Origin of the sequence: Lentisphaera marina (assembly GCF_028745505.1) — a bacterium.
Lineage (GTDB): Bacteria > Verrucomicrobiota > Lentisphaeria > Lentisphaerales > Lentisphaeraceae > Lentisphaera > Lentisphaera marina.
In genome coordinates this window covers 1,205,076-1,227,851 of record NZ_JAQZZL010000001.1, presented here as the reverse complement: position 1 = coordinate 1,227,851, position 22,776 = coordinate 1,205,076, and the positions used below count along the sequence as shown (strand labels likewise).

Sequence of the window (22,776 nt, the reverse complement as noted above, 5' to 3'; positions counted from 1 at the left end):
ATCAGCACTGCTATTCCTTGTATAAGAAAACTTTACAAAGGAACTGCAACTTGAAAACAAAACAATTCTCACTCATTGAGCTCTTAGTCGTCATTGCGATCATTGGTATCCTCGCGTCACTTATCCTTCCTGCATTAGGTAAAGCAAGAGCAAAATCCCGTCAAGCAGTTTGTAAATCTCAGCACAATCAAATGGGAATGGCCACGTACATGTACACTGAAGATAACGATAATTACATGCCTTCAGCCTCTAGTTTAAATACTACTAGCCGTCTTGGCTGGAAAGATCATCTTGTTGAATACCTTGCTGGAGAAGTTCATCGCGACTACACCGGCGCTGCACCTTTTCGATGCCCAGAAACCAAAGTGGAAACTGGTTTTATTAATCAAGAAGCAGGAACCACCTATAACATCAAATTTGGCGATTTTAGGTTTAATGCTAAGCCAGCTGTAAAAATCACTGATATTGAGAATTCTGTCGAAACTGCAGTTATCGCTGATTCCATTGATGACACCTCATGGGTCGATGTCTCTTATAACTTGCCTTCAGAAAATGCCATTGGAGATCGTCACGATGGTTCACTCAACCTCCTTTGGTCAGATGGTCATGTTCAAAGCTTCTCTACTACAGCAATTTCAGCAGGGAAAAATGGTGCTCAAGACTACTATTATTTAGTCGAAAAATAAGCCTTATTAAAGACTGTAGGCAATGGTAATGAAGGTGGCGAAGCACCTTTTCGATGCCCAAATTCCGGACTCGTAACTGGGCTTGCTAATCAAGAAGCAGTAATAACCTATAATCGTAATTTTGGGAGTTCTTCGGAGAATATGGGAACAGACTTTCAAAAGCTAAAAAATTCTGCCAAGCAAATTGGAGAAATATTTGAACCTGTAGAAACCGGTGCTGTTGCTGACTCAACAGATGATGTAGCCTCTTATAACAACCTTCTGCCTACATCCAACGGCGTTGGCAACCGACATAATGGTGGCATTAACATTCTTTGGGCTGATGGTCACGTGCAGTGGTACGCTACGACTACCATACAAGCCGGTAAGAATGGTATCATTAATTATTATTATTTAGTAGTTGATAAAGTAACGGAAACTTTTTAGATTATTGAAATTAAGTACTTACAAATCATCATGGTAAGTACTTGTGGATCTCTGACTCACTCTTGTAAGGAACTTTTCCAGAAGGGACATATTTGGCAGCTTCCTCCAAATGAAGATCCTGGTCCTCAAAAAAAATGTGTGGACGAAAGGCCTTGAGAATTTTTGATTTATCAAGACCGCCTAAAAAGAAAACTTCATCCACATAAACTCCCCAAGTTCGCAAGGTTTTGATAACCCTCATTTCGGCAGGCGCACTCCGAGCTGTGACAATTGCAATACGCACTGGAGAAGATTTGACGTTAAAGGGCAGACGTTTTTGAAGTTGAGAGATACTGCGAAGAAGTTGCGCGTAGGGACCTTCAGGCATGGGTTCATCCTGTTTTTCATTTTCGTGCTCGAAAAAGCCCTCTAAACCCTCTGCCTTAAAAACAATCTCTGAACTATCATCAAAGAGCACTGCATCTCCATCAAAAGCCAAGCGCACCTGATTTTCCTCTAAATTAGATTCCTGTGGTGGCTTTTGGACAATAGCAGACGCACAGGTTTTGGCATCAATGACTTTTTGCGCATCTCGCACATTTGTGGTCAGAAAGAGGTCGACATCGTAAGCCTCTAAATACGGCACTACCGATTCACCACCAGTAAAAGCATGACGACTAATATTAAGCTTTCGTCTTCTGATATTATTAAAAACTACCACCCCTGTCTCTGGACTATTCCTAGACATAACCACCACCTCTACAATGGGTGGATCACCTGCTTTTTGATATTGGTTTAACCCCAATAAAGCCCGAACCAAGGGCATTGCTGTACCATCTGCTAAATCATCTTCTTCTCGCTTGAGCATGTAGGCACGATAATTTTCTACCGCAGTTTCTGGATTCTCCCCAAAAGCTTTCTGAAAAACTTCATCTGCCTCACACATATCAAACAAGGCAGTTGCAGATACCGCAACAACTAAAGTTTGTCCCAAATCCACCTTCATCTTAAGCCTTTTTTATTGTAAGTTTAATTTCGAAATCGCAGCCTGAGTCAAGGAGTAGAGACCTTCAAAATCTTTGCGATGAGAAGCTAATTCTTTATTCAACATCAATAAAGCCTTTGGTATAAATTCCTCAAAACTTTTTTTGCCTTTAATCTTACTTAAAAAGCCATAGGCACCTAGCGCTTGCATATGTCGCTGTATTGCACATAAATCATAATTCTTAGACCAATCACCATCAAGGGCTTGATATTTTTTTGATTGTTCAAAAAAATAAGTCTGCAGTTGCTTTTGAATACCATCACTATAATTCATATATGGATCTCCGATAAACGAAGCTGCATCATATAAAGAAGGTCCATAATGTGCTCCTTGAAAGTCAATCAAGAAAACTCGGCCTTTTTTAATCATCACATTTTCTGATTGAAAATCGCGGTGCATTAAAACTTTATCTAAAGCATACACTCTTGTTGCTATTGATAAACGTTCTTGATCAATCTGATCTTTATTGTTTTCATACTGCTCCCGCAACCCCGTCACTCGGAATATAAAGCGTTCTAAAAAGTAAGAGCTCTCCCACAACAAAACATCTAAATCAAAAGGCTTATCTTGCAAGGGTTCATCGATAAATTGAAACTTCAGCAATTCATCTAAACATAACTTAGCCATTTTTAGAACTTCAGCTTCAGATTTATTTTGCGTCCACAAACGAAATGTTTCATCGCCCAAATCTTCCAGCATTATTTGTCTTGATTGTAGCCTATGTTGATAGATTTCCGGTACTGAAACTTGCGCCTTTAGTAATCTCTGCGTTAAATCCTCTTGACGCTCGATTGTATGATCAATTATTGAGTAATCTAAACGAACGCCCTCGGGATGACGACTATAGATACGATCTGAACCTCCATTGCCGATTTTTTTTACTTCGCTACTTTTTTTCAGTGTAGGTAAGATGAAATCTACTTTTAGACCTGGCCCGAGGATACAGTTTTTCAGCTCACTACCATCTTCAACTTTTGTGCCAGGTAATAAAATCACATTGGATAAACTCACATTTTTACCAATACTCACAGCTTTTTCGATCACACAGTATGAATCCAACTGACAGTCCCAAGGAGTTGATAATGGCTCTGCAAGAAAGCGTTTTTCGCCTTTTAAACTGGAGAACACTCCAGCGGCGTATGTATGAACATTACCCAAATCCAACCATTCTGAATTACGCCCTATATCATAAACTCCAACCCTCTCACCAGCTTTCAAAGCCTCTTCCCAGTAAGGCACCACATGGGACTCGCCTGCTGGTAGGTACTGCAAAAAACCTGGTTCATATAGAACAACACAGGCATAACCAAACCAATGATCGGCTCGGGGATCTTTCATCTCTTTGTCAATGCAAATCAGTTGCCCATCTTCACTTACTCCTACGCGACGCTCGTGTTCCCTATCCTGCACTGCTAAAGTCACTAAGTTCCCCGATTCTCGATGCTCCTTAAGCATAGCTTGCCAATCAAAATCTGTTAATACATCGCCATTAATTAACAGACTTGTCTGTTTTTCAAAAAAGCTCGCCGCATTCCATAAAGCTCCACCTGTACCTAACAATTCTTTCTCTTCAAAAAGCTGATAGTTTTTATCTTCATTCCACTTCTCAAAAAGTTCTTTCTTATAATGCACATTTAAGCCTATCTCATTGATATCTAAATTTATACATACACGATCAATCATACGCTCTATTAAATTTTGACCCGCTATAGGCAACAAAGGTTTAGGGTACAATTCTGTAATTGGTCTCAAGCGACTACCATACCCCGCTGATGCTATAAATAGATTGACTGACATTATTAAATCCCCTTGAAGTTAAGCTCTCTAAAGATACCGAACTGTATTTATATTGACTTTTATCATTTAAATAGAACATTTTATTAAAAAATATGCTTGAACTTAGGCATGGCTAGTCCAAAATATGACATGATTTAATTTAAAATTTTCTTTTTCGTATCATTTAACCTAAGCTACATCATTTCAAGGAATAAAAAAATGCTCATAGGAGATGCCATTTTCGAAAAAATGTCTTTCGAAAATACCGACGACATTATCAGTAACTTCTGTACCCAAGAGTTTCTCAACAAAAGCAGCATCATTAGAAATGAGTTAGTTAATAAGACGCTCCTAGAATTAATTGAGGCGGCTCCACGCAACTCATTTCTCCTCCGAGAAGTCATTGATTACGCAGCAAAAATTACTGAGAGCCATATCCTAGATGGTAAATTTAACATCACTGCTTTCGAACGTTGGTTAAATCAACACTCAGGATTAAATGAAGCTGAACAATTTGTGATACGAGGAAAGATTAGCGGCAAACATATCCCTAGAGATGAATATCAACTCTTTTTCCCTATTGGTCACGATAAATACTACCCAAACTCTCACTACATAACTGCACACAATCCACCAGATTTAGATAGTACGACGGGTTCTTTTATTGGTTGGCTGGATGCCTTTTCATGTAAAGTAGGCCAAACCTTAACGGTATGGAACGTCCCACAAGGAGAGCCCAGTCCACTCATCGCTCACTTTTTCAATAAAATTTTTACTCCCAATGTGTTCAGTCGAGTCGCTAAACACAAGTCACTGATTTCACCTGTTGCGATGGATATTGTAAATCAGCACAAACTTATCCGCGTCACTGGCAACTCAAATATACGTGATTTTCAACACGAAAGAAACACTAACCACATTATTGTGGTTGATGAAGATGGTTTCTATCTCGGTGACTGGCGCGTTTCGGACGTTGATACCGTAGGTCGTATCCAGAGACTTCTAAACATGACTATCCATTCCTATGAAAAGGTATTGATTTCATCTTTTACATCACTCATGAGTCGAGACACGGTAACTCATCAGGATATTAAATCCTATTTGGACACGAGCTTTAATGCGAATCTTGGCGATAGTCAAATGAGCTTCCAACGCTACCACCACCAAGATTGTGAATTACTCGATTTATATCTAAAGAAGGTCTTAAAACTCGAGCATGGTAGCAAAACTACTTTCTTAGAATTCTTCAGATTTATGGATGAAGTCTCTCAGTCCACCTACTGCGAATTTGTAGACCATATGAACTCCTTCCTTGCCCCTGAAAACTTTGATTTCAAAAATGAAGTTTTCACCTTGGCCAGATCTAAAATATTTTCTACCTTCAATAAAGCTTTTGATAAACTTAGTGACTCCATACAATCTGGACGTAATTATTATGACCGTATGGATTTGGCTCTAGCGGTCAAAAAAGAGGTACTTGGCAATACTCCCAATTACGTAAGTACCAAGGCTGAACCCACCGAAATTAAGCAGAAACTCAGAGGCTACCAACACGTCACTGTATGTTTTCTAGATAAAAAACAACGAATCATTCCCGTAGGTGTTATTCACCGATCCGATATGCTCAACGATTCACTTGGCTCCGTTACCTTAAGAGACTTCTGCAATAGTGACGAAATTAAAATTGCCCCCTCCGTTCGTACAATTTCAGCCATTGACCACCACAGATCTGAAATGAATTCTAGAGAATGCATGACCATCACCATTGCCGACGTCCAATCAGTCAATGTACTCCTTGCAGAACAAGCATTTACGATCAACGACCGCTACGGCTGCCAAAATCAAAGTCTTCATTCAATTGAAGAACAAATGGAAGAACTCCGCAATCAGGAAAACCTTAACCAAGAAGATTTTGGCGTCCTAAATAGACTCGTTCAAAAGAAGCAAGCTATTTACAAGTCTGGAGTCAAGTACTTCATCAATCCCGAACGAGAACTCATTGAATACTCATTAATGCTAAATGCGATAATTGATGATACTGATCTATTCAACAAATGTGCTTGGCGTGACCTTACATCTATCGCCAACCTTGTGAATAGAATGAAAAGTATTGTTTGCCGTAAGGAAATCCAAGTCCTAAGCATTGACAAATACAACCGTTCATCAAAAGCAGATCTTAAAGCAGCTATCAACGAGTTTCTTAATAACGAAGACGTAATGTCGTTCTATAAAAATATTTTTGATCATAGAGAAGTTCTTATTAGCCAATGGCTCGCAGACCCAAAAGATCACTTCTATTGCTATGAGGATCGCAAAATTCAAAATGAATTTTGTGCCATTAGTCAGCTTAAAATTTTCCCAAATAATCGCAAATGCTTTACTCAACACCGCGACTCCTTACTAGAAAGCTGGCTGAATAGCAATGAGGCCGTAGCTAGAAAATCATCTGTCGTTGACTTTTTCTTGCAAATGAACTCAACAATTGAAACAAACGACCAAAAAGATGATGCTGGTTGCGATGAAGTTTGGATTCGAATTAACTCTCATAGTGAACAAGCAGAATCACGCTTAAGAATTTTCTTTAGTGCTTTCACACAATCGAGAAAATATCCAGATTCGATTGAAGAGGTGATTATCGAAGGGGCTAACACAAATGATAATAAAGCTTTAACACAAATCATCCGAAATGACCTAAAACTGCCATTCACAGTTAAAGACAATGGCGAAAAGCGCTCTATCATCTGCCTAAAAATCAAACAAAGCAGTCTAAATAGCCGAAAAGCAGATATCACACCTTTCTTACCTAAATAAGTAGTCATATTGCCCAATAATGAGTCATTATGACGCCAATAGTTTGACTTCGAGACTTGATAATAACTGTTTTTTAACACATAATTACCTATAGGGCAATATTTTATATACTTAAAAAAACGAAAGGCATCTCACGTGCTATTTCAGAGCCAAACAATTTATGGAGACATATATGTCACTCAAAAAATACATACTCCCTCTCGGCGAGGTTTCTTCTGTTGCTGAAGCTGCAAGTTTACAAGAGGCGTCTATCAAATTAGAAAAAGACCCAAAAAGCTCTTTCTACATAGCTCATTTAGATGATCAAATTTCTCTACCTGATAATCTTCATATTCTAGAAATCAAAGAATCTAAAATTAGTCCAGTTACAGAAGCTGATAGTAAAGGTAAAAGCGCCCCAGAACTTCCAGCACCCACTGATGGCAACATGCTAGATCTTCACTTACGCTTTCATTTACCCCCTGGCTTAGACAGGGTATATTTTGAGAGTGAACTTCATTCAAAGATATCTCAAGCGATTGAATCCATCATTAATGAAGGCGGATCTTCCGAGCAAGACTAAAAACGCACTTTAAAAACCTGCATTATTTTATGCAGGTTTTTTTTTGAGAAGAAAATGCCTATACACTTTTACTGATTTAAAATTGGGTATACTCTATGTTCCAATATATCTCATAAGATTAATTAGGAATTATCATGCAAAGCGCCTCAATCACCGTTTGTATTGAACAAGACGTCGCTCATCTCGCCGTAAAAGGACGAGGAACTTTTGACAACAGCGAAGCTATAAGAAGCTTTTGCATGATGGCTATCGAAGGCGACAGCAAAAAAATCAATATTAACATGCTTGAATGCACTGGCATGGACAGCACATTCATGGGAATCCTTACAATGATTTCTAGAATGGGGACAATGAAGTCCTGCCCCGTTGAGCTTAGCAACGTCAACGAAGCTAATAAAAAGAACTTCAACTCACTGGGCATTAGTCAAATCCTCAACTTCACCAACACTTCTACTCAGCAAATCCCCATGCATTCTCTGAAAAACGAAAAAATGAGTGAAGATGCAAAACACAAAAACATTCTCGATGCTCACCAGGAACTCATTGATGCTAACGAAGCCAATCGCCCTGTTTTCCAAGACATCATTACCTATTTAAAAGAAAACAACTCTTAAACCACCTAGGATAAATTCATGAAAAAAATTCTTTTCATCGCCCTCTTTCTTTCAGCTCCACTCGTACAAGCACTTGAAGTCGTCACCATTGACATGAACAAAGTTTTTGAAAATTACTACCGTACTTTAATTGAAAACAAAAAGCTTGCAAAAGAAAAAGATATCACCGAATCACGTCTCAAAGAAATGCAAACTCAAGCCTACAAACTCCAAAACGAATACCAAACATTAATGCGTGAATCTATGAATCCCGTATTAAGCGAAGGTGCTCGCATGCAGAAAAAACAAGACGCCGAAGCGAAAGCCACAGAAGGACAAGCTGCCGTCAAAAACTTAAAATTCTTTCAACAAAACCTTCAAAAAGAAGCCGTAAGCAAACGTCGTACTATTACTGAAGAATTAACTAAAGATATCCAAAAGGTCATCACAAAATACGCAACTGACAATTCAGTTGACCTAGTACTTGATGCCTCAGGAAAATCTGTCAATGGCGTCAATTTACTAATTTATAGCAAAGACAGCCTTTCAATCACAGACAAAATTCTTGCAAAAATCAACAAAGGTCACGAAGACTTTGTAAAGAAAATTCAAGACGAGAAAAAAGCCACTACTACAAAATAGATATGAAAGCATTGAAGCTCAGCCAAATCCTTGCCCTCACTGAAGGTAACGCCAACAGAAAATCAGACATTACAATTACTGAAGTCAGCTCACTTATAGACGGCAAGGAGAGCTCTATATCTTTCCTTGGAAACAAACGCTACATCTCTCAAATTCAAGGCAGTAAAGCTGGCATAATATTAGTTGACCAAAGCTTTGACACACAAGGCTTTGACAGACTTTTCATTTCATGTGAAGACCCCTCTGCAGCCTTCTCCAAAATTGCTAACCACTTTGCACCACCTACAATTGAGTACAGCCCAGGAATTGACCCCAGTTCCAGCATTGCAGAAAACGCACAAATAGGCGAGAACGTATACATTGGTCCTGGGGCAGTCATCATGGAAGGTGCTTCCGTAGGTGACAATGCAGTCATCTGCGCAAATGCATATGTTGGTCACCAAGCAAAAATTGGCGCATACTCTATCCTTTACCCTAACTCCACTGTGCGCGAGCGATGCCTAGTCGGACAAAGAGTCATTATCCACAGCTCTGCCGTAATCGGCACTGATGGTTTTGGTTTTATACCTAGTAAAGAAGGTCACAAGAAGATCCCTCAAATTGGTATAGTAGAATTACAAGATGATGTGGAAGTAGGTTCATGTACCACAATTGACCGCGCTAGATTCGGAAAAACTATTGTGGGCGAAGGAACCAAACTAGATAACCTGATACAAATTGGTCACAACGTTATCATTGGCAAACACTGCTTTATCGTATCCTTAGTCGCCATTGCTGGAAGCGTACAAATTGGCAATTTCGTTACAATTGCCGGTCAAGCAGGCATTAGTGGACACCTTCAAATTGGCGACGGCTGCACAATCATGGGCAAAGCTGGCGTGACACGCGACCTCAAACCAGGAGAAGTGGTCATGGGCATGCCTGCAACTTCCAGACGAGAATTCATTGCTGATCGTGCTCAACTTCGCAAAATTTCTAAACTCGAAAAGCGCCTCAAAGCACTCGAAGAAAAACTTGGCTAATAGCAATGAATGAAGACCGTAAAAAAATTGGTGCACTCACCATTTATCTTTTTAGTGTCTTTATTCTTGGGAGCTTAATCTGCCCTCTTCTTTGGGAACTCATCCATTCCACAGCACTACAGAAGATTGATTCAATTGGAGACGCTTCATTTGGCAAGGTTTGCAATCGAGCCTTTATGCTCGTCGCCTTCGTCGGCTTATGGCCCTTGGCTAAACAACTCAACTGCACCAGTAAAGATGACTTTGGCTTAGCCATCCCTAGAAAATCCTTTTTCAAAGAATTCGGCATGGGCTTTATTTTTGGTGCCATCACACTGCTTTGCCTAGCACTATTTTTCTACTTCATCGAATTACGAATCCTAAAAAGTGGCCCCATCGACGAGCGAATCATTAAAGGCATTCGCAAAGGTATCGTCACAGGAATTGCTGTTGGCTTAATTGAAGAGATTTTTTTCAGAGGCATCCTCACACGCATACTCTCACGTATCGGCACACTATTCATGGCCATATTAATAAGCTCCACCATCTATGCAGCTGTTCACTTCATAAAAGGCGATTCCAGCACAGACTACGAAGTCATTCATTGGTATAGTGGTTTTATCTACTTAAAGAGCGCATTCAGCCTCTACTCCGACCCTCGCTTTATCGGCTCTTTCCTAACTCTCCTAACTGTCGGAATCTTCTTAGCTGCACTCACGTTAAAGCGGGGCAACATTGCCTTAGCCGCTGGCATCCATGCCGGCTGGGTCAGTATCATAAAAGGAAACTCTAATGTAACACGTACTGATCTTGACTCTCCCCACTTCTGGCTCGTCGGTAACTACGATAAATTCACGGGCTACGCGGCCTTCATTTGGCTCGCGCTAATATGCATCGGCACTTGGATCTACCTAGAGAAAACAAAAAAAAGAGATGCTTAAGTTCATTTATCCAGAAACTTGCTTAGCATGCGAGAGCTCCTCCTCATCCCCCATCTGTACTTCATGCCTCAAAAAACTACACAGGATCGACCTCAATAATAGCTGCAAGTCCTGCCACAACACCATCGACACAGCAACTCAAATTTGTAGTACCTGCTTAAAAACACCCCCGAAATGGAATTCTTCAGCCTCACCATTTGAGTTCAAAGGAATTAGCCGAGACTTAATCCTTAGATTCAAATACTCTCGTCATCTCTACTTACTAAAATACCTTTGCGAAGAAATGGAAAATTCATTCCAGGAAGCGGGACTACCAGAGCCCGATATCATAACTTACGTCCCCATGCATCCCTTAAAGAAAATTTCGCGTGGGTGGAATCAAAGTGAATTACTCGCCAAAGAATTTGCCAAATCTCACCCTGACTCAACATGCCTCCCACTCTTAAAACGGCCTCACCTAGGCAAAGCACAAGCATCGAAAGCCAAGAGAGAAAGACTTAAGTCAGTAAAAGATCTTTTCTCCATTAAAAAAAGAGACAATATAAAAGATCGAAGTATATTGCTCATAGATGATATTTTAACCACAGGAGCAACTCTGAACGCCTGCTGCAAAATTTTGCGACAAGAAAAGCCAAAAGAGATCTCCGTTTTAACGATTGCGAGAGGATAGAACATGCCTATTTTCGGAAAAACTAAATTTTCTACTGTCAACTACGACAAAACAACTCCCACTGCAGCTATGCCTTCACTTGAAGATAGCGAAAACCCCCAAGAAGGTTTTACAAAATGCCGCAGTTGCCAGAGCCCAATTCTTATTGAAGAACTCGAAGCTAATAGCTCCATATGTCCAAAATGTGACTTTCACTTCCCTCTTCGCGCCATGGACCGTGTCAATTCACTCATGACTGATTTTGAAGAAATTGACGCCGACATGCAGTCTGTTAATTTCCTTGGTTTCACTGGCTACGACAAAACACTCACCTCAAAACAAATGGCTCTCGATACAAAAGACGCCGTTGTTTGTGGCTTTGGTAAAATCAAGAACCAAAAAGCCGGCATTGTCGTTATGGATTTCAAATTCATGGGCGGAAGCTTGGGCTCAGTTGTTGGCGAGAAAATAACTCGCCTCGTAGAAGCTGCCACTGAAAAACGTCTCCCTGTTATTCTCGTTACTGCCTCTGGTGGTGCACGTATGCAAGAAGGTTGCGTAAGCCTCATGCAAATGGCAAAAACAAGTGGCGCACTTGCTAGGTTAGCTAATAATGACTTACCCATGATCTGCCTTTTGACGAATCCTACCTATGGCGGTGTTACGGCAAGTTTCGCATCTCTTGGGGATATCATCCTTTCTGAGCCAAATGCCCTTATCGGTTTTGCAGGTGCTCGAGTTATTGAAACCACCATTAAAGCTGAGCTCCCAGAGAACTTCCAAACTGCGGAATTCCTTGTTGATCACGGCCTTGTGGATCGCATCGTCCATCGCGAGCAACTAAAAGATGAACTAGCACTGATTCTTGACTACGTATCAGGCAAATGCGAGTAAGTAATTTTTTTATAACTTTTTACTATATTTCGACTGTAAAACAGCAGTCTTGATGTATAGTCCAATCTCACAGTCCGGGCCCCCTGCGGCGTCTGCGTTCCGAACCTGGTCAGGCGGGGAACCGAGCAGCCATAAGGAACAATGTCGGGTGCAGGCGGTTAACCCGGGCTGTGTTTTCTATTTTCCCTTCCCAAAAGAGAATACCCTATGACCTACCAAGTTTTAGCACGTAAATGGCGTCCACAAACTTTTGATGATTTGGCTGGTCAAGACCATATTACTTCCACACTCACAAACGCAATAAGAAACAAACGTGTAGGCCATGCTTATATCTTTGTTGGAACGCGTGGAATTGGTAAAACAACCTCTGCACGAATCTTCGCTAAAGCCTTAAACTGCGAATCCCCTCGAGCTGACCTCAACCCCTGCGGAGAGTGCACAAACTGTACCGAAATTACTCAAGGCTCAAGCATTGATGTTATTGAAATCGATGGTGCTTCCAATAATAGCGTTGACGACATTAGGCAAATACGAGAAGGTGCCCAATACACTCCTGCACGATGCCCCTACAAAATTTTCATTATTGATGAAGTCCATATGCTTTCCAACGCCGCTTGGAATGCCCTCCTCAAAACTTTAGAAGAACCCCCTCCTCACATCAAATTTTTATTTGCAACGACTGAGGTGCATCGCGTTCTTCCCACTATTCTCTCTCGTTGTCAAAGACTCGAGTTAAAACCGATTCCTCGCAATATTATTGCGGGTCGCCTCAAACACATATGTGAAACGGAACAGGTTTCTATTGAAGAGGCGGCTATCAACGCTATCTCTCGTACCGCAAATGGAGGTATGCGCGATGGCTTAAGTATCTTAGATCAAATGATTTCATTCTGTTCTGGCAATGACAAAATTTCTGAACAAGACGTCATCGATGTCTTTGGCATGAGCTCTGCAAATGAACTCAATTTAATCGCCTCTGCCATCCTTCAAAATCAAGCGCCGCAGCTCATCGAAGCTATTGACACTCTTGCGAAAGCCGCACGCAATATGGAACAACTCTACTCCGAGCTCTTTCAATTATTCCGCGATGTCATGATTCTTCTAGAATCACCCCAAAAAGCATCCATTATCCTTGATCTAGAAGAAATTGAAATCCAACAGCTTCATTCCTTGGCGCAAATTTCTAATAATAAACTTTTACAACGACTGCTGAATGGCTTCCTCGATTACGATGGAAAAATCCGCCACACCCTTAATAAACGCACTTATCTAGAAGTCACCCTATTACGTATTATGAAGGATGCTCACTCACTAAGAGTTGAAGATCTCCTAAGGCATATACAATCTTTACGGAAACAAGATAAGCTTCAAGATTTAGAGGCTGACTTACCCCCACTTCCCATCGTAGAAAAAAAAAATGATTCCTTAGAAGCGCGACCCTTGCGACCTACTACAAATGCGGAAGCCTTATCAATCGTCAAAAAACCAATTATTGACACCAAAGTAGAAGCTGCTGCAGACACCGTATCCGATACGAAAAGTATTGTCGAAAGTAGTGCTACTGACACTCAAAATGATTATTACGAAGATGACGCAAAGGAACCTGAGACTCAAGACGCGGACGATAGTAACGAAACTATGCCAGCCATTGCTGAGGAAAGCTCCACGGAAATGCTTACTCCAAAAGACGAGCCAAATGAACAAGAGTCCAAGGTAGAACTCGACCAATTTCAAGCAACACCACCTACTGACCAACAAGAATTAAAGGATGAGCCTCATTCAAACAGTTTAATTCTTGAGCAAATGCTTGCTACACCCGCTTCCGATGACGACTCCAGCATCACAAAAGCTGAAACCGTCTTACTTGAAAAAGGCGAAGCTGAAATCACTGATCTTTTGCTTAAAAATGACCCAACAGATCAACGCAATATTACCACTGACATAGCCACACCTAAGGAACCTGTACAAGAAGCTAATGACACTCTATTTGACACAGCCTCTGAACCTGTAGCCGAACCTGTAGCGGAACCTGTAGCGGAACCTGTAGCCGAACCTGTAGCCGAACCTGTAGCGGAACCTGTAGCCGAACCTGTAGCGGAACCTGTAGCGGAACCTGTAGCGGAACCTGTAGCCGAACCTGTAGCGGAACCTGTAGCGGAACCTGTAGCGGAACCTGTAGCCGAACCTGTAGCCGAACCTGTAGCCGAACCTGTAGCCGAACCTGTAGCCGAACCTGTAGCCGAACCTGTAGCCGAACCTGTAGCCGAACCTGTAGCCGAACCTGTAGAATCGGCAGCACTTAATGCAAACGAAAAACCGAATTTAGAAGAAAAACCCGCCCCAAAAGACGAAGCCTTACACGCTCATACTTTTAGTGAAAGTGAAATTGAACTCTACTTAAAAGCGGACTATACAGAACGACCCTATGCCACTGGCTTAGTTTGTGAAAGCAACCAAGCTGATTTACTTGGTCTTGGACTCGAACGCTTTCGACTACAAGATTTATCTGCTCCCAATGACAAAAAGAATCACACCTTGGCTAAAAATAGCCTCGGGATGCGCTTAGAAAAAATCGACCAACACTTACCCGAGCTAAGAGAAGAAGAAAAACGAGTAGAGCAAAGTATCCCTCAGAAGAAGAGCTCCCCTATTATCGAAGTAAAAGAAATTCCACCTCCCGACGCTTGGTTTGAACTATTAGCTGGATTAAAAGAAGAGAACAGAAGCATTCTTGAGCAATGTAAGCCAATTTATGAATCTGGGACTAGTTTTATTATTCAAGGTTCAAACGATTGTATTTCTCAAATCAAAGAGAAGCCAGGTTTTAGTGAATTTATTGAAAAGAAGCTAGCTGCTTTCACAAGTGAAAGTAAGCTTAAAGTTCACCTCATCAACAATACTCCAAAAGTAAGCGAGACTCAATCGAGTGAAGGCTACTCCAATCCGGTCGTTGAACGATATCAAGAATTTTTCTCTGCATCAATCATGAGTATTAAAGATTCAAAATGAAACTTTACCCCGATCAATTCCAACAAGCGATAGAAACCATTGCAAGCCTTCCCGGCATCGGTAAAAAAGGCGCTGAAAAACTCGCTTTAGCGATCTATTCTTGGCCCGAATCAAAGCTCAAACATTTTGCTTCACTCATAGACTCAATGCAACATGACTTACACAATTGCGAACAGTGTGGGTTCTTTTCACAAAAAGATCTCTTGTGCCCTATTTGCTCTGACTCCAAACGAAATAATGAGCTAATATGTGTCGTCGAACAAGTATCACAACTCCCCGTAATTGAAAAAAGTGGCTCCTTCAAAGGTCTCTATCACGTCCTCCACGGCAAACTTAGCCCCATGAGAGGTATTGGTCCCGAGGATATAAATATCGATAGCTTGGTTCAACGCTGCAAAGATAATCACGTTCATGAGGTCATTCTGGCGACCGCCACTGATATTGAAGGTCAAGCAACCGCTTCCTTTATCGCAAAACTTTTAAACGAACAAGGCATTAATACAACGCGCATTGCCCAAGGCATTCCCATTGGAGCTGACCTTAATTATGCTGATGCAGCGTCTATTGCCATGGCAATTAATTCAAGAAGAGAACTCTAATGGAACAATACAAAAAAGATTTTATCGATTTTATGGTAGAATCTCAAGTACTCACTTTTGGTGATTTCACCACAAAATCAGGCCGCAAAACACCTTTCTTTGTTAACACCGGTAATTATGATACTGGGAAAAAAATTGCTAAACTCGGCGAGTTTTACGCAGAAACAATCAAAGATCGTTATGGCTTAGATTTTGATCTAGTCTATGGCCCCGCCTACAAAGGCATCCCCCTAGCAGTTACAATTTCTTCGGCAATTTACACGATGTTTGACAAAAATATTGGCTTTACTTTCAATCGTAAAGAGGCGAAAGATCATGGTGAAGGCGGCTCATTTGTTGGCTATAAACTAGCCGATCAACAAAAAGTTATCATTGTTGAAGATGTAATTACTGCGGGAACCGCAATGCGTGAAAACCTTCCCATCTTAAAAGATGCGGCGGATTTAAGTATCGAGGCCATCATTGTTTCTGTTGATAGAATGGAAAAAGGCACTGGTGAGCTATCAGCTATTCAAGAAATTGAAAAAGATTACCAAATTCCAGTACACCCCATTGTAAGTATTGACGAAGTTGTCGACTATCTCTACAACAGGGAAGTTAATGGCACAGTCATTATAGATGACGAAACCTTAGCACGCATCAAAGCTTACCGAGCTCAATACGGGATTTAAACGCAAACAAGACTAGAGGCCCCATGTTAAAAAATACTCGTACTCTTCCATAGCAATGATGGCAACACAAGTAAAATGGCAAGTCTCGTCGCTGAGGGTGCTGAACAAATCGAAGGCACTGAAATTCGCTGCCTAGCTGTAGATGACGCAAGTTATGAAGATCTAAAGTGATAATGGAGTCTCCCACTGGCGCAAGCTTTTGATTTTCAAATCTTCAAACATGAGCGGATATGTGCATAACTTGGACCCTGAAAAGTCATAAGGTGAAACACAATAGAAGACATAAATACCTAGTTAATCATGGAAATTAAAATTCATTATCAACCCAAATTCGTCCTTCCTGAATTTTCTTTTTCCCTTTGACCTGGAAGTTGATGGGACTGTCATCGGTAAATATCCTACTTTGGGAAAGTATCTTATCTCTTAAAACCTCTCCGAGATGAGATAAAACCTCTCCAAGTTTTAATACCAATGATGAAAGAGTCTGCCTAGGAATGTGTAAACCAGTACGTTTGAATTGCTCCTCAATACGATACAAAGGAAGGTGATCTGCAAATTTATAAATAGAACATGAGTTAATAAACTTACGTGAGCACGACAGCCTTTGATAGGTTCTTCTGGTAAGTTCGCAGTAATAACCCCAGCTTTGGAGTTACCAGGCAATACATACTTTTGGGTATGAATTTCAAGAACCTTATAATGAGCTGTGATATATTGGAGTTGTTCTCTGACATCTTCTCCAATACACTCAAGCACTTCTCCAGTAATAGGGCCAAATTTTTCCTCGTCAGAAAGATCGTGAATAATAACTTCACGCTCTGCGTCTTCTGGCATTTCAAAGTAAGTGAAAATATTCTTTCTCAAGAATATTCACCGTTATCCGTGGCGTACTTTGGTCGAGGCTTGAATTGTACTCAGTCCTCAAATCCTGTGGAACAGCCAGTGATCCACCAAGGCTATACTCAACTCCTCATCAGCAGCATTTGCCAGGATTCACATAAAATCTATGGGACAGCCAATGACTGAAACTTCGTCAAAACCAAAACATCCATCTAATAAACAGAAGGTATTTACACGGGGAAATGTATTAAGGAATAAATTTTTCCTGTCCTATGGGATGACTGTGAAAAACATAAGTAAAAAAATGCTATTTTATGGATAGCAATGTACTACTGCACAGTTAAATAAAATTGATGATTGAGTCGGACTTTTTATTTTAATCAGTCCTTAATTAACTATTATAATAAGGACTTATTGTTGTAATTGAGCCATCTTCACTATGAAGAAGTTCAGTCATCTTAATATTACGAAGATGAGTCTGTCCCCGTGAAAGCATAGAGTCGTGATAAAAAAGATACCACTTACCTTCAAATTGAGCGATTGAATGATGTGTTGTCCAACCCAATACTGGCTCTAAAATGACGCCCTGATAAGTAAAGGGACCGTAAGGTGAATCACCTGTGGCATAGACAATCTTATGCGTTTCACCAGTTGAGTAAGAAAAATAATATTTACCCTTATGTTTATGTACCCATGGGCCTTCAAAATAACGGCGATCGGTATCTCCCGCCAATAAGGGCTTAGCTTCCTGATCAAGAATGACTATTTCCTTAACTTCTTCGTCAAAACTGATCATGTCGTCTGCTAATTTTGCTACACGGGGATTGAGTGCTGGCTCATCATCTGCGGGGTAAATATCTTCACCACGTACATTATTACGCCACTGCTGTAGTTGCCCCCCCCATAAGCCGCCAAAGTACATATAATAACTGGCATCATCATCCTGAAATACTGCTGGGTCAATACTATAAGCTCCCTTGATATGATTCTCATTAGGTATAAATGGCCCTGCTGGATCGTCTCCGACCGCAACGCCAATCGAAAACACACCATCATGACGCCTCGCTGGAAAATAGAGATAGTATTTACCATTCTTCTCCGCTGCGTCTGGAGCCCACATCTGGCGATCTGCCCATTTCACATCTTTAACATCGAGCGCTACACCATGATCTGTAGCTTTAGCAAAGGGCTTCTCAAGTGAAAAAACATGATAATCCCTCATATCAAAATGATCACCATCATCATTGAGGGGTTGATTTGTCTCAACATCATGTGAGGGATATATATAGATTTTACCACTAAAGACATGTGCCGAGGGATCTGCTGTATACATATGCTCCACTAAAGGTGCTGATTTTGGCTGCAGTGTGGAGGCCCTAAGCAAATCCTTTTCAGTCACCAGCTCTGCATCACTCTTTTGTATATTTAAGTCATTTTCATGGACTAGATCATTCATAGTTTAATTCCTTTTTCTTTTTCTGGTGAGCTCCCATTCAGCACCCTTTGACTAAGGCCTGTATTTTGGTCTATAATAGGTAATCACGTTCATCATCATTTTTCTTATTGATCTAAACCTAGGCCCTATCCGCAAAACACACAATATATATAAATAATCAAAAAATTAATAAAAATGAAACATTTAATGTAGGGCTATGGCTGCTCATTCCATACTACACTTATTTAGTGTAAAACTTGCAATGATTATTAAAATCAAGCTAAATCACACTAATAAAAATGGCACTAGTGATTCGTAAATCAAAAGAGAAAGCTATAGTTTACACATAAATGAAACATCGGGGCACTTCAATGGATAGTAATACACAAGTAAATACAAAAAAAATTCTTCTAGCATTGGACTGGTATGATAACAGAGTTCATCAAGGAGTCGCTAAAGTGGCGCAGAAGTATGGCTGGGACTTATTTTGTTTGCACAAAACCCAAAATCAGCAAGGGATCCCAACTTGCTGGCGTGGTGATGGTGCAATCACTATGATCGGTCACAAAGAAACTTCAGATTTTTTTAAGGAGCACAAAATCCCGGTCATTGACTTAGGTTTAGAAAAACACGGATTGCAGGTACCTCGTGTGGTGACCAATAATGAAATGATCGGAAAAATGGCTGCAAATCATTTTTTAGAACGAGGATTTACAAATTTTTACGTCCCTTTCGAATGTGGCCTTCCTATGTTTGAAGAACGTAGTGAATCTTTTAAAAATACACTCAAAAAAGCCGGCTACGAATGCCACGTCTTAAACTCGCCAAACATCTACGATGAACACCTCTTCAATCACTCCTCCGATTGGTGGAAAAAGAAACTACCCCAACTACAATTTCCCGCTGCACTTTTTGCCTTTGAAGATAGCTGGGCGGCACAATGGTTAGCTTTGCTCGAATCAATGGCTTACAAGATCCCCTCAGAAGTTGCTATTTTAGGTGCAGATAACGATCCACTTATTTCTACCGCCTCACATATTTCCCTTAGTAGTATTGATACCGATCAACACGGACTCGGTGTCAGGGCAGCTGAAGCTCTGGAAGTGTTGATCAGTCAACCTCAGTCAGGCTCTCCATTATTGATAAAACATGAGCCACTCAATACTATCACCCGAGCAAGTACCGATGTCATTGCTTCTTCCAATCCTGTAGTGAACCGTGCACTAGCCATCATTTACGATGATGTCACTATCAACGCATCAGGCTTAGCTCAAAAAATGGAGATGTCTGTACAGGGTCTACAGCGCTCTTTTCGGGCCCATTTCCACATGTCACCCGGACAGATTATTCGTCAGTTGCGACTGCGACGTGTCAAATACTTACTCATCCACTGTAAGATGAGCAGTGAGGACATATCCCGTCAAACGGGCTTTTACTCAATTCAGGCACTCCACCTATTTTTCAAACGAGAAACAGGTATAACTCCGGGTGCCTATAAGCGCTTAAAAAATCCTCAGGCCTGAATTAAAGTTCAAATTAATCACCGAAAATTAGTAGGGTTAAAAATACCGCTCGAGTATTCTACCGTATCAGTAATAATCAAATAATCTTCTCTTTTTTCCACGTAATAGCCCTAAAGCTTATCGCTACATAAAGTGTTTCATTTATATGAATTAACATTCAATTATCGCAATAGATTAAACATCATGACCCAGTTATTATCGTATTTATATTTATAATAGGTAATATAAGATGAGCAATATACTCGTACTTTACACTCTCGTAGCGGTAACACAAAAATCATGGCAGACACAATCGCCTCGAACGCTTCCGAACTCGAAGACACTACAGTTCGTGTTCTATCTACCGATGAAGCTAGTTTCGATGACCTCAAATGGTGCGACGGCATCTCACTTGGATCTCCAACCAACTACGGCACTATTTCCGGCAAGATGAAGGGCTGGTGTGCCGAGCTCCCTCCCCCAGGTTGGGGAACTTTGGATGGTAAAAATGGCAGCCTGCTAAACGATGAAGATAATTTAGCAAGTCAATCCTAATCGATGTTTCATTTTGATTAATAAACCAACCACTTATTATAATTGGTGATCTTTTTGAATAGCTATATGTTTATCAATATTGAGATAACTAAACATAAGGATTATTCATGCGGGAAAATGTATTCACGCTCGTCGAATTTGATGCCTCAAATAAAGGGCCTGCTTTCACTACAAAAAATAGTATTCGGCTCTATCAACCCTTAGTTCCCTCTAATTAGGAGAGTTCTATGTTAGCTTTAAAACAAAAAGATATATTTCGCTATAGCCTAGGTGATTTGGGGGTTAACCTTAACCTTTCAACTCATTGGCTTTTATCTCGCCTATTCTCACCTGTGGCCTTTAGAGAGATTGCAGAATCACACTACCTGGCTTTAGAAAAAAATCTAAAAAAAAAGCAATGACAGTTTTAGAGACAGCTTTGATAGTCTCGGCTATTTCTAGACTTAACACTTAGTCTTATAATAAAATATATGCCCTTGAACTAAACAATAAAAGGACGTCAAATGGGAACTTTAAATAAAAAATTTTCGATTATAGCACTAGTAATATTTATGTCTATTAATCTTCATTCAACTGATGAACAACTTTTTTCAAAAACAAAGAGCTTTGATAAATATGGTGGTTACCTAAATATTAAAAAGAAGGCAAAGGGATACTTTTATTTGGATAAATACAAGGGGAAGTCTTTTTTAATCACTCCTGATGGTTATGCTTTCTTAAATATTGGATTGACTCACACGATGAATGTAACCAGTAAACAGGACTCAAAAGTTGATTATCTGGAACATCATTGTAGTGGAAGCATGGATTGTGCAAATAATGAAATATTTAAAAATTTTAATGATTGGGGTTTTAATAGCTTGAACTATGATCACGATTCAAGTACGAGAGTCAGGATTCCCTTTATGGCCAGTTCCTATCCAACGGGTAAGGTAAGTTACTGGAGAGGAAAGGGAGTTGAGTTTCCAGACGTTTTTAGTTCAGAGTGGAAGAAACAATCAACAGCTATCCTTGAAAGGATGAAAAGAAATTATGGGGAAAATTCATTTATGATTGGGATTTACTGGGCGGATATGCCTAGTTGGGATTTGAAGGATACGAAAAAGGTGGCGGGCCGTACTTGGGTAGATGCCATACGGAGTCTACCAGAGGGGAGTGCGGGCAAAAGAGAATATGAAAAGTACTTGAAAAACAGGGGGGATGCCGCCAATGATCAGGAGTTTTTAGTGATGATCGCAAGAGAAGTTTATTCTCATATTGGACCTATTACCAGAAAACTTTATCCCAATTCACTCATTTTTGGTGAACGTTATGCAGGAAGGTCGCTGGTCTATGATGTGATTAAAGAGGCTTTGCCGTATATTGATGTAATATCAGTACAACCAAGTGAAGAACATTTTAATCATGCCAAATTTGAGCAACTGTACAAAGAAATGAAAAAACCGATTATCATTTGTGATCACGCTGTTAGTTTTAAGACAAAAGATTTTAAAAAAATCATGTGGAAAACAGTAGAAAATGAAGAGATTGCCTCTCAAAGTCATCTCAGTTATCTCGAGGCGATGAAACTACCTTTTATGATTGGTTATAACCGATGTCAATACATCGATCGGTTTAAGAAAAATAAGGGAGGTGGGACTTTAAAACAAGGTCTTATCCGAGATGATGGCACGCCTTATGAAGAAATGGTAAACAAATTAAAAGGCTTAAACTGGCAGAATCATCAATACTTTTTAAAGCAATGATTTAGTTGATTTCATCGATCGTCTCCATAAACATTGATGGATTATTTAAATTTTGAAGGTGATGCTTTAATAAATTTCTTAAAACTCTAGAGAAGTGATATCTGTTTTGAAAGCCCGTCATACTGGTAATTTCTTCTATATTTAACTCTGAGTGATGTAGGTATCCACAGGCTTTATCAATGCGAATATCGTTGATGTATTGGTGAGGTGTAGTTTTTAGAAATTTTTTTAATTAACGGATCACCCTTTGAAGGCTTGACTCACAGAAGTGTTCGGCATCTAAAATGCTCTAATCTGAGCAGTCACAGAGAAAAAAAATATTTTTCAGCGCTGCGATAAGAGAGTCAAAATTTGCGATTTTCTTATTAGAAAACCTATCGAGCCTCCTATTGCGCCGTAGTTATCCATATTGCCT

22 protein-coding genes, 1 other RNA gene and 1 pseudogene are annotated in these 22,776 nt (G+C 40.2%); 18 read left to right on the top strand and 6 right to left on the bottom strand.

Going from position 1 to position 22,776, the window contains the following annotated elements; translation table 11 throughout:
- The first annotated feature begins 50 nt into the window (after window positions 1-50).
- Window positions 51-686: a type II secretion system protein gene (locus tag PQO01_RS05115; protein ID WP_274312956.1), complete on the top strand. Its 636-nt coding sequence runs from the start codon at window positions 51-53 to the stop codon at window positions 684-686.
- 141 nt (window positions 687-827) lie between these two features.
- Window positions 828-1,112, top strand: a complete 285-nt coding sequence (locus PQO01_RS05110; RefSeq protein WP_274312955.1) for an H-X9-DG-CTERM domain-containing protein — start codon at window positions 828-830, stop codon at window positions 1,110-1,112.
- Between the two features lie 28 nt (window positions 1,113-1,140).
- Here PQO01_RS05110 and PQO01_RS05105 read toward each other — a convergent pair whose 3' ends face one another.
- Both PQO01_RS05105 and PQO01_RS05100 read right to left on the bottom strand, forming a co-directional pair.
- Window positions 1,141-2,097 carry a 5'-nucleotidase gene (locus PQO01_RS05105; protein WP_274312954.1) on the bottom strand — a complete coding sequence of 319 codons (957 nt, stop codon included), beginning with the start codon at window positions 2,095-2,097 and terminating at the stop codon, window positions 1,141-1,143.
- A 12-nt stretch (window positions 2,098-2,109) separates the two neighbouring features.
- Window positions 2,110-3,933 (bottom strand): sugar phosphate nucleotidyltransferase, encoded by a 1,824-nt coding sequence (locus PQO01_RS05100; protein WP_274312953.1) that lies wholly within the window; start codon window positions 3,931-3,933, stop codon window positions 2,110-2,112.
- 198 nt (window positions 3,934-4,131) lie between these two features.
- Here PQO01_RS05100 and PQO01_RS05095 point away from each other — a divergent pair, with 198 nt between their 5' ends.
- The 12 genes from PQO01_RS05095 to pyrE all read left to right on the top strand — a co-directional run bounded on the left by PQO01_RS05095 (window position 4,132) and on the right by pyrE (window position 16,284).
- On the top strand, window positions 4,132-6,723 hold the full coding sequence (locus PQO01_RS05095; protein ID WP_274312952.1) for a hypothetical protein: 2,592 nt from the start codon (window positions 4,132-4,134) through the stop codon (window positions 6,721-6,723).
- Between the two features lie 172 nt (window positions 6,724-6,895).
- A complete protein-coding gene (locus tag PQO01_RS05090) occupies window positions 6,896-7,285 on the top strand; it encodes a hypothetical protein (RefSeq protein ID WP_274312951.1) in 390 nt (129 codons plus the stop codon).
- Window positions 7,286-7,419: 134 nt separating this feature from the next.
- Entirely contained in the window at window positions 7,420-7,899 is a 480-nt protein-coding gene (locus tag PQO01_RS05085; protein ID WP_274312950.1) for an STAS domain-containing protein, read from the top strand.
- An 18-nt stretch (window positions 7,900-7,917) separates the two neighbouring features.
- Window positions 7,918-8,520: an OmpH/Skp family outer membrane protein gene (locus PQO01_RS05080; RefSeq protein WP_274312949.1), complete on the top strand. Its 603-nt coding sequence runs from the start codon at window positions 7,918-7,920 to the stop codon at window positions 8,518-8,520.
- 2 nt (window positions 8,521-8,522) lie between these two features.
- The gene (gene lpxD, locus PQO01_RS05075) at window positions 8,523-9,542 is read left to right on the top strand and encodes a UDP-3-O-(3-hydroxymyristoyl)glucosamine N-acyltransferase (RefSeq protein WP_274312948.1); all 1,020 of its coding nucleotides are present in this window, start codon (window positions 8,523-8,525) and stop codon (window positions 9,540-9,542) included.
- 5 nt (window positions 9,543-9,547) lie between these two features.
- Window positions 9,548-10,462: a CPBP family intramembrane glutamic endopeptidase gene (locus PQO01_RS05070; RefSeq protein ID WP_274312947.1), complete on the top strand. Its 915-nt coding sequence runs from the start codon at window positions 9,548-9,550 to the stop codon at window positions 10,460-10,462.
- A complete protein-coding gene (locus PQO01_RS05065) occupies window positions 10,455-11,132 on the top strand; it encodes a ComF family protein (protein ID WP_274312946.1) in 678 nt (225 codons plus the stop codon). The genes PQO01_RS05070 and PQO01_RS05065 overlap by 8 nt, the downstream gene beginning before the upstream one ends.
- A gap of 3 nt (window positions 11,133-11,135) precedes the next feature.
- A complete protein-coding gene (accD, locus tag PQO01_RS05060) occupies window positions 11,136-12,005 on the top strand; it encodes an acetyl-CoA carboxylase, carboxyltransferase subunit beta (protein ID WP_274312945.1) in 870 nt (289 codons plus the stop codon).
- 72 nt (window positions 12,006-12,077) lie between these two features.
- An RNA gene (ffs, locus tag PQO01_RS05055) (signal recognition particle sRNA small type) lies at window positions 12,078-12,177 on the top strand.
- 35 nt (window positions 12,178-12,212) lie between these two features.
- A complete protein-coding gene (gene dnaX / locus PQO01_RS05050; RefSeq protein ID WP_274312944.1) occupies window positions 12,213-15,014 on the top strand; it encodes a DNA polymerase III subunit gamma/tau in 2,802 nt (933 codons plus the stop codon).
- A complete protein-coding gene (gene recR, locus PQO01_RS05045; RefSeq protein WP_274312943.1) occupies window positions 15,011-15,613 on the top strand; it encodes a recombination mediator RecR in 603 nt (200 codons plus the stop codon). The genes dnaX and recR overlap by 4 nt, the downstream gene beginning before the upstream one ends.
- Window positions 15,613-16,284 (top strand): orotate phosphoribosyltransferase, encoded by a 672-nt coding sequence (gene pyrE, locus PQO01_RS05040; RefSeq protein ID WP_274312942.1) that lies wholly within the window; start codon window positions 15,613-15,615, stop codon window positions 16,282-16,284. The genes recR and pyrE overlap by 1 nt, the downstream gene beginning before the upstream one ends.
- A 307-nt stretch (window positions 16,285-16,591) precedes the next feature.
- Here pyrE and PQO01_RS05035 read toward each other — a convergent pair whose 3' ends face one another.
- The 3 genes from PQO01_RS05035 to PQO01_RS05030 form a co-directional block, all read right to left on the bottom strand.
- On the bottom strand, window positions 16,592-16,822 hold the full coding sequence (locus PQO01_RS05035) for an IS66 family transposase (RefSeq protein WP_420792899.1): 231 nt from the start codon (window positions 16,820-16,822) through the stop codon (window positions 16,592-16,594).
- Window positions 16,747-17,148: a hypothetical protein gene (locus PQO01_RS21605; protein WP_420792918.1), complete on the bottom strand. Its 402-nt coding sequence runs from the start codon at window positions 17,146-17,148 to the stop codon at window positions 16,747-16,749. The genes PQO01_RS05035 and PQO01_RS21605 overlap by 76 nt, the downstream gene beginning before the upstream one ends.
- A 367-nt stretch (window positions 17,149-17,515) precedes the next feature.
- A complete protein-coding gene (locus PQO01_RS05030) occupies window positions 17,516-18,580 on the bottom strand; it encodes a glycoside hydrolase family 43 protein (RefSeq protein WP_274312941.1) in 1,065 nt (354 codons plus the stop codon).
- 350 nt (window positions 18,581-18,930) lie between these two features.
- On the opposite strand from PQO01_RS05030, the gene PQO01_RS05025 reads away from it, so the two are divergent.
- The 4 genes from PQO01_RS05025 (at window position 18,931) to PQO01_RS05010 (ending at window position 22,361) form a co-directional block, all read left to right on the top strand.
- Entirely contained in the window at window positions 18,931-20,082 is a 1,152-nt protein-coding gene (locus tag PQO01_RS05025; RefSeq protein ID WP_274312940.1) for a helix-turn-helix domain-containing protein, read from the top strand.
- Window positions 20,083-20,361: 279 nt separating this feature from the next.
- Complete coding sequence (locus PQO01_RS05020) at window positions 20,362-20,616, top strand: NADPH-dependent FMN reductase family protein (protein WP_274312939.1); 255 nt, start codon at window positions 20,362-20,364, stop codon at window positions 20,614-20,616.
- 227 nt (window positions 20,617-20,843) lie between these two features.
- Window positions 20,844-21,017 (top strand): hypothetical protein, encoded by a 174-nt coding sequence (locus PQO01_RS05015; RefSeq protein WP_274312938.1) that lies wholly within the window; start codon window positions 20,844-20,846, stop codon window positions 21,015-21,017.
- A 102-nt stretch (window positions 21,018-21,119) separates the two neighbouring features.
- Window positions 21,120-22,361 carry a hypothetical protein gene (locus tag PQO01_RS05010; protein ID WP_274312937.1) on the top strand — a complete coding sequence of 414 codons (1,242 nt, stop codon included), beginning with the start codon at window positions 21,120-21,122 and terminating at the stop codon, window positions 22,359-22,361.
- A 1-nt stretch (window position 22,362) separates the two neighbouring features.
- Here the strand turns inward: PQO01_RS05010 and PQO01_RS21600 are convergent.
- Window positions 22,363-22,578 (bottom strand): annotated as a pseudogene (locus PQO01_RS21600) (helix-turn-helix domain-containing protein); the annotation flags it as partial.
- Window positions 22,579-22,776 lie beyond the last annotated feature (198 nt).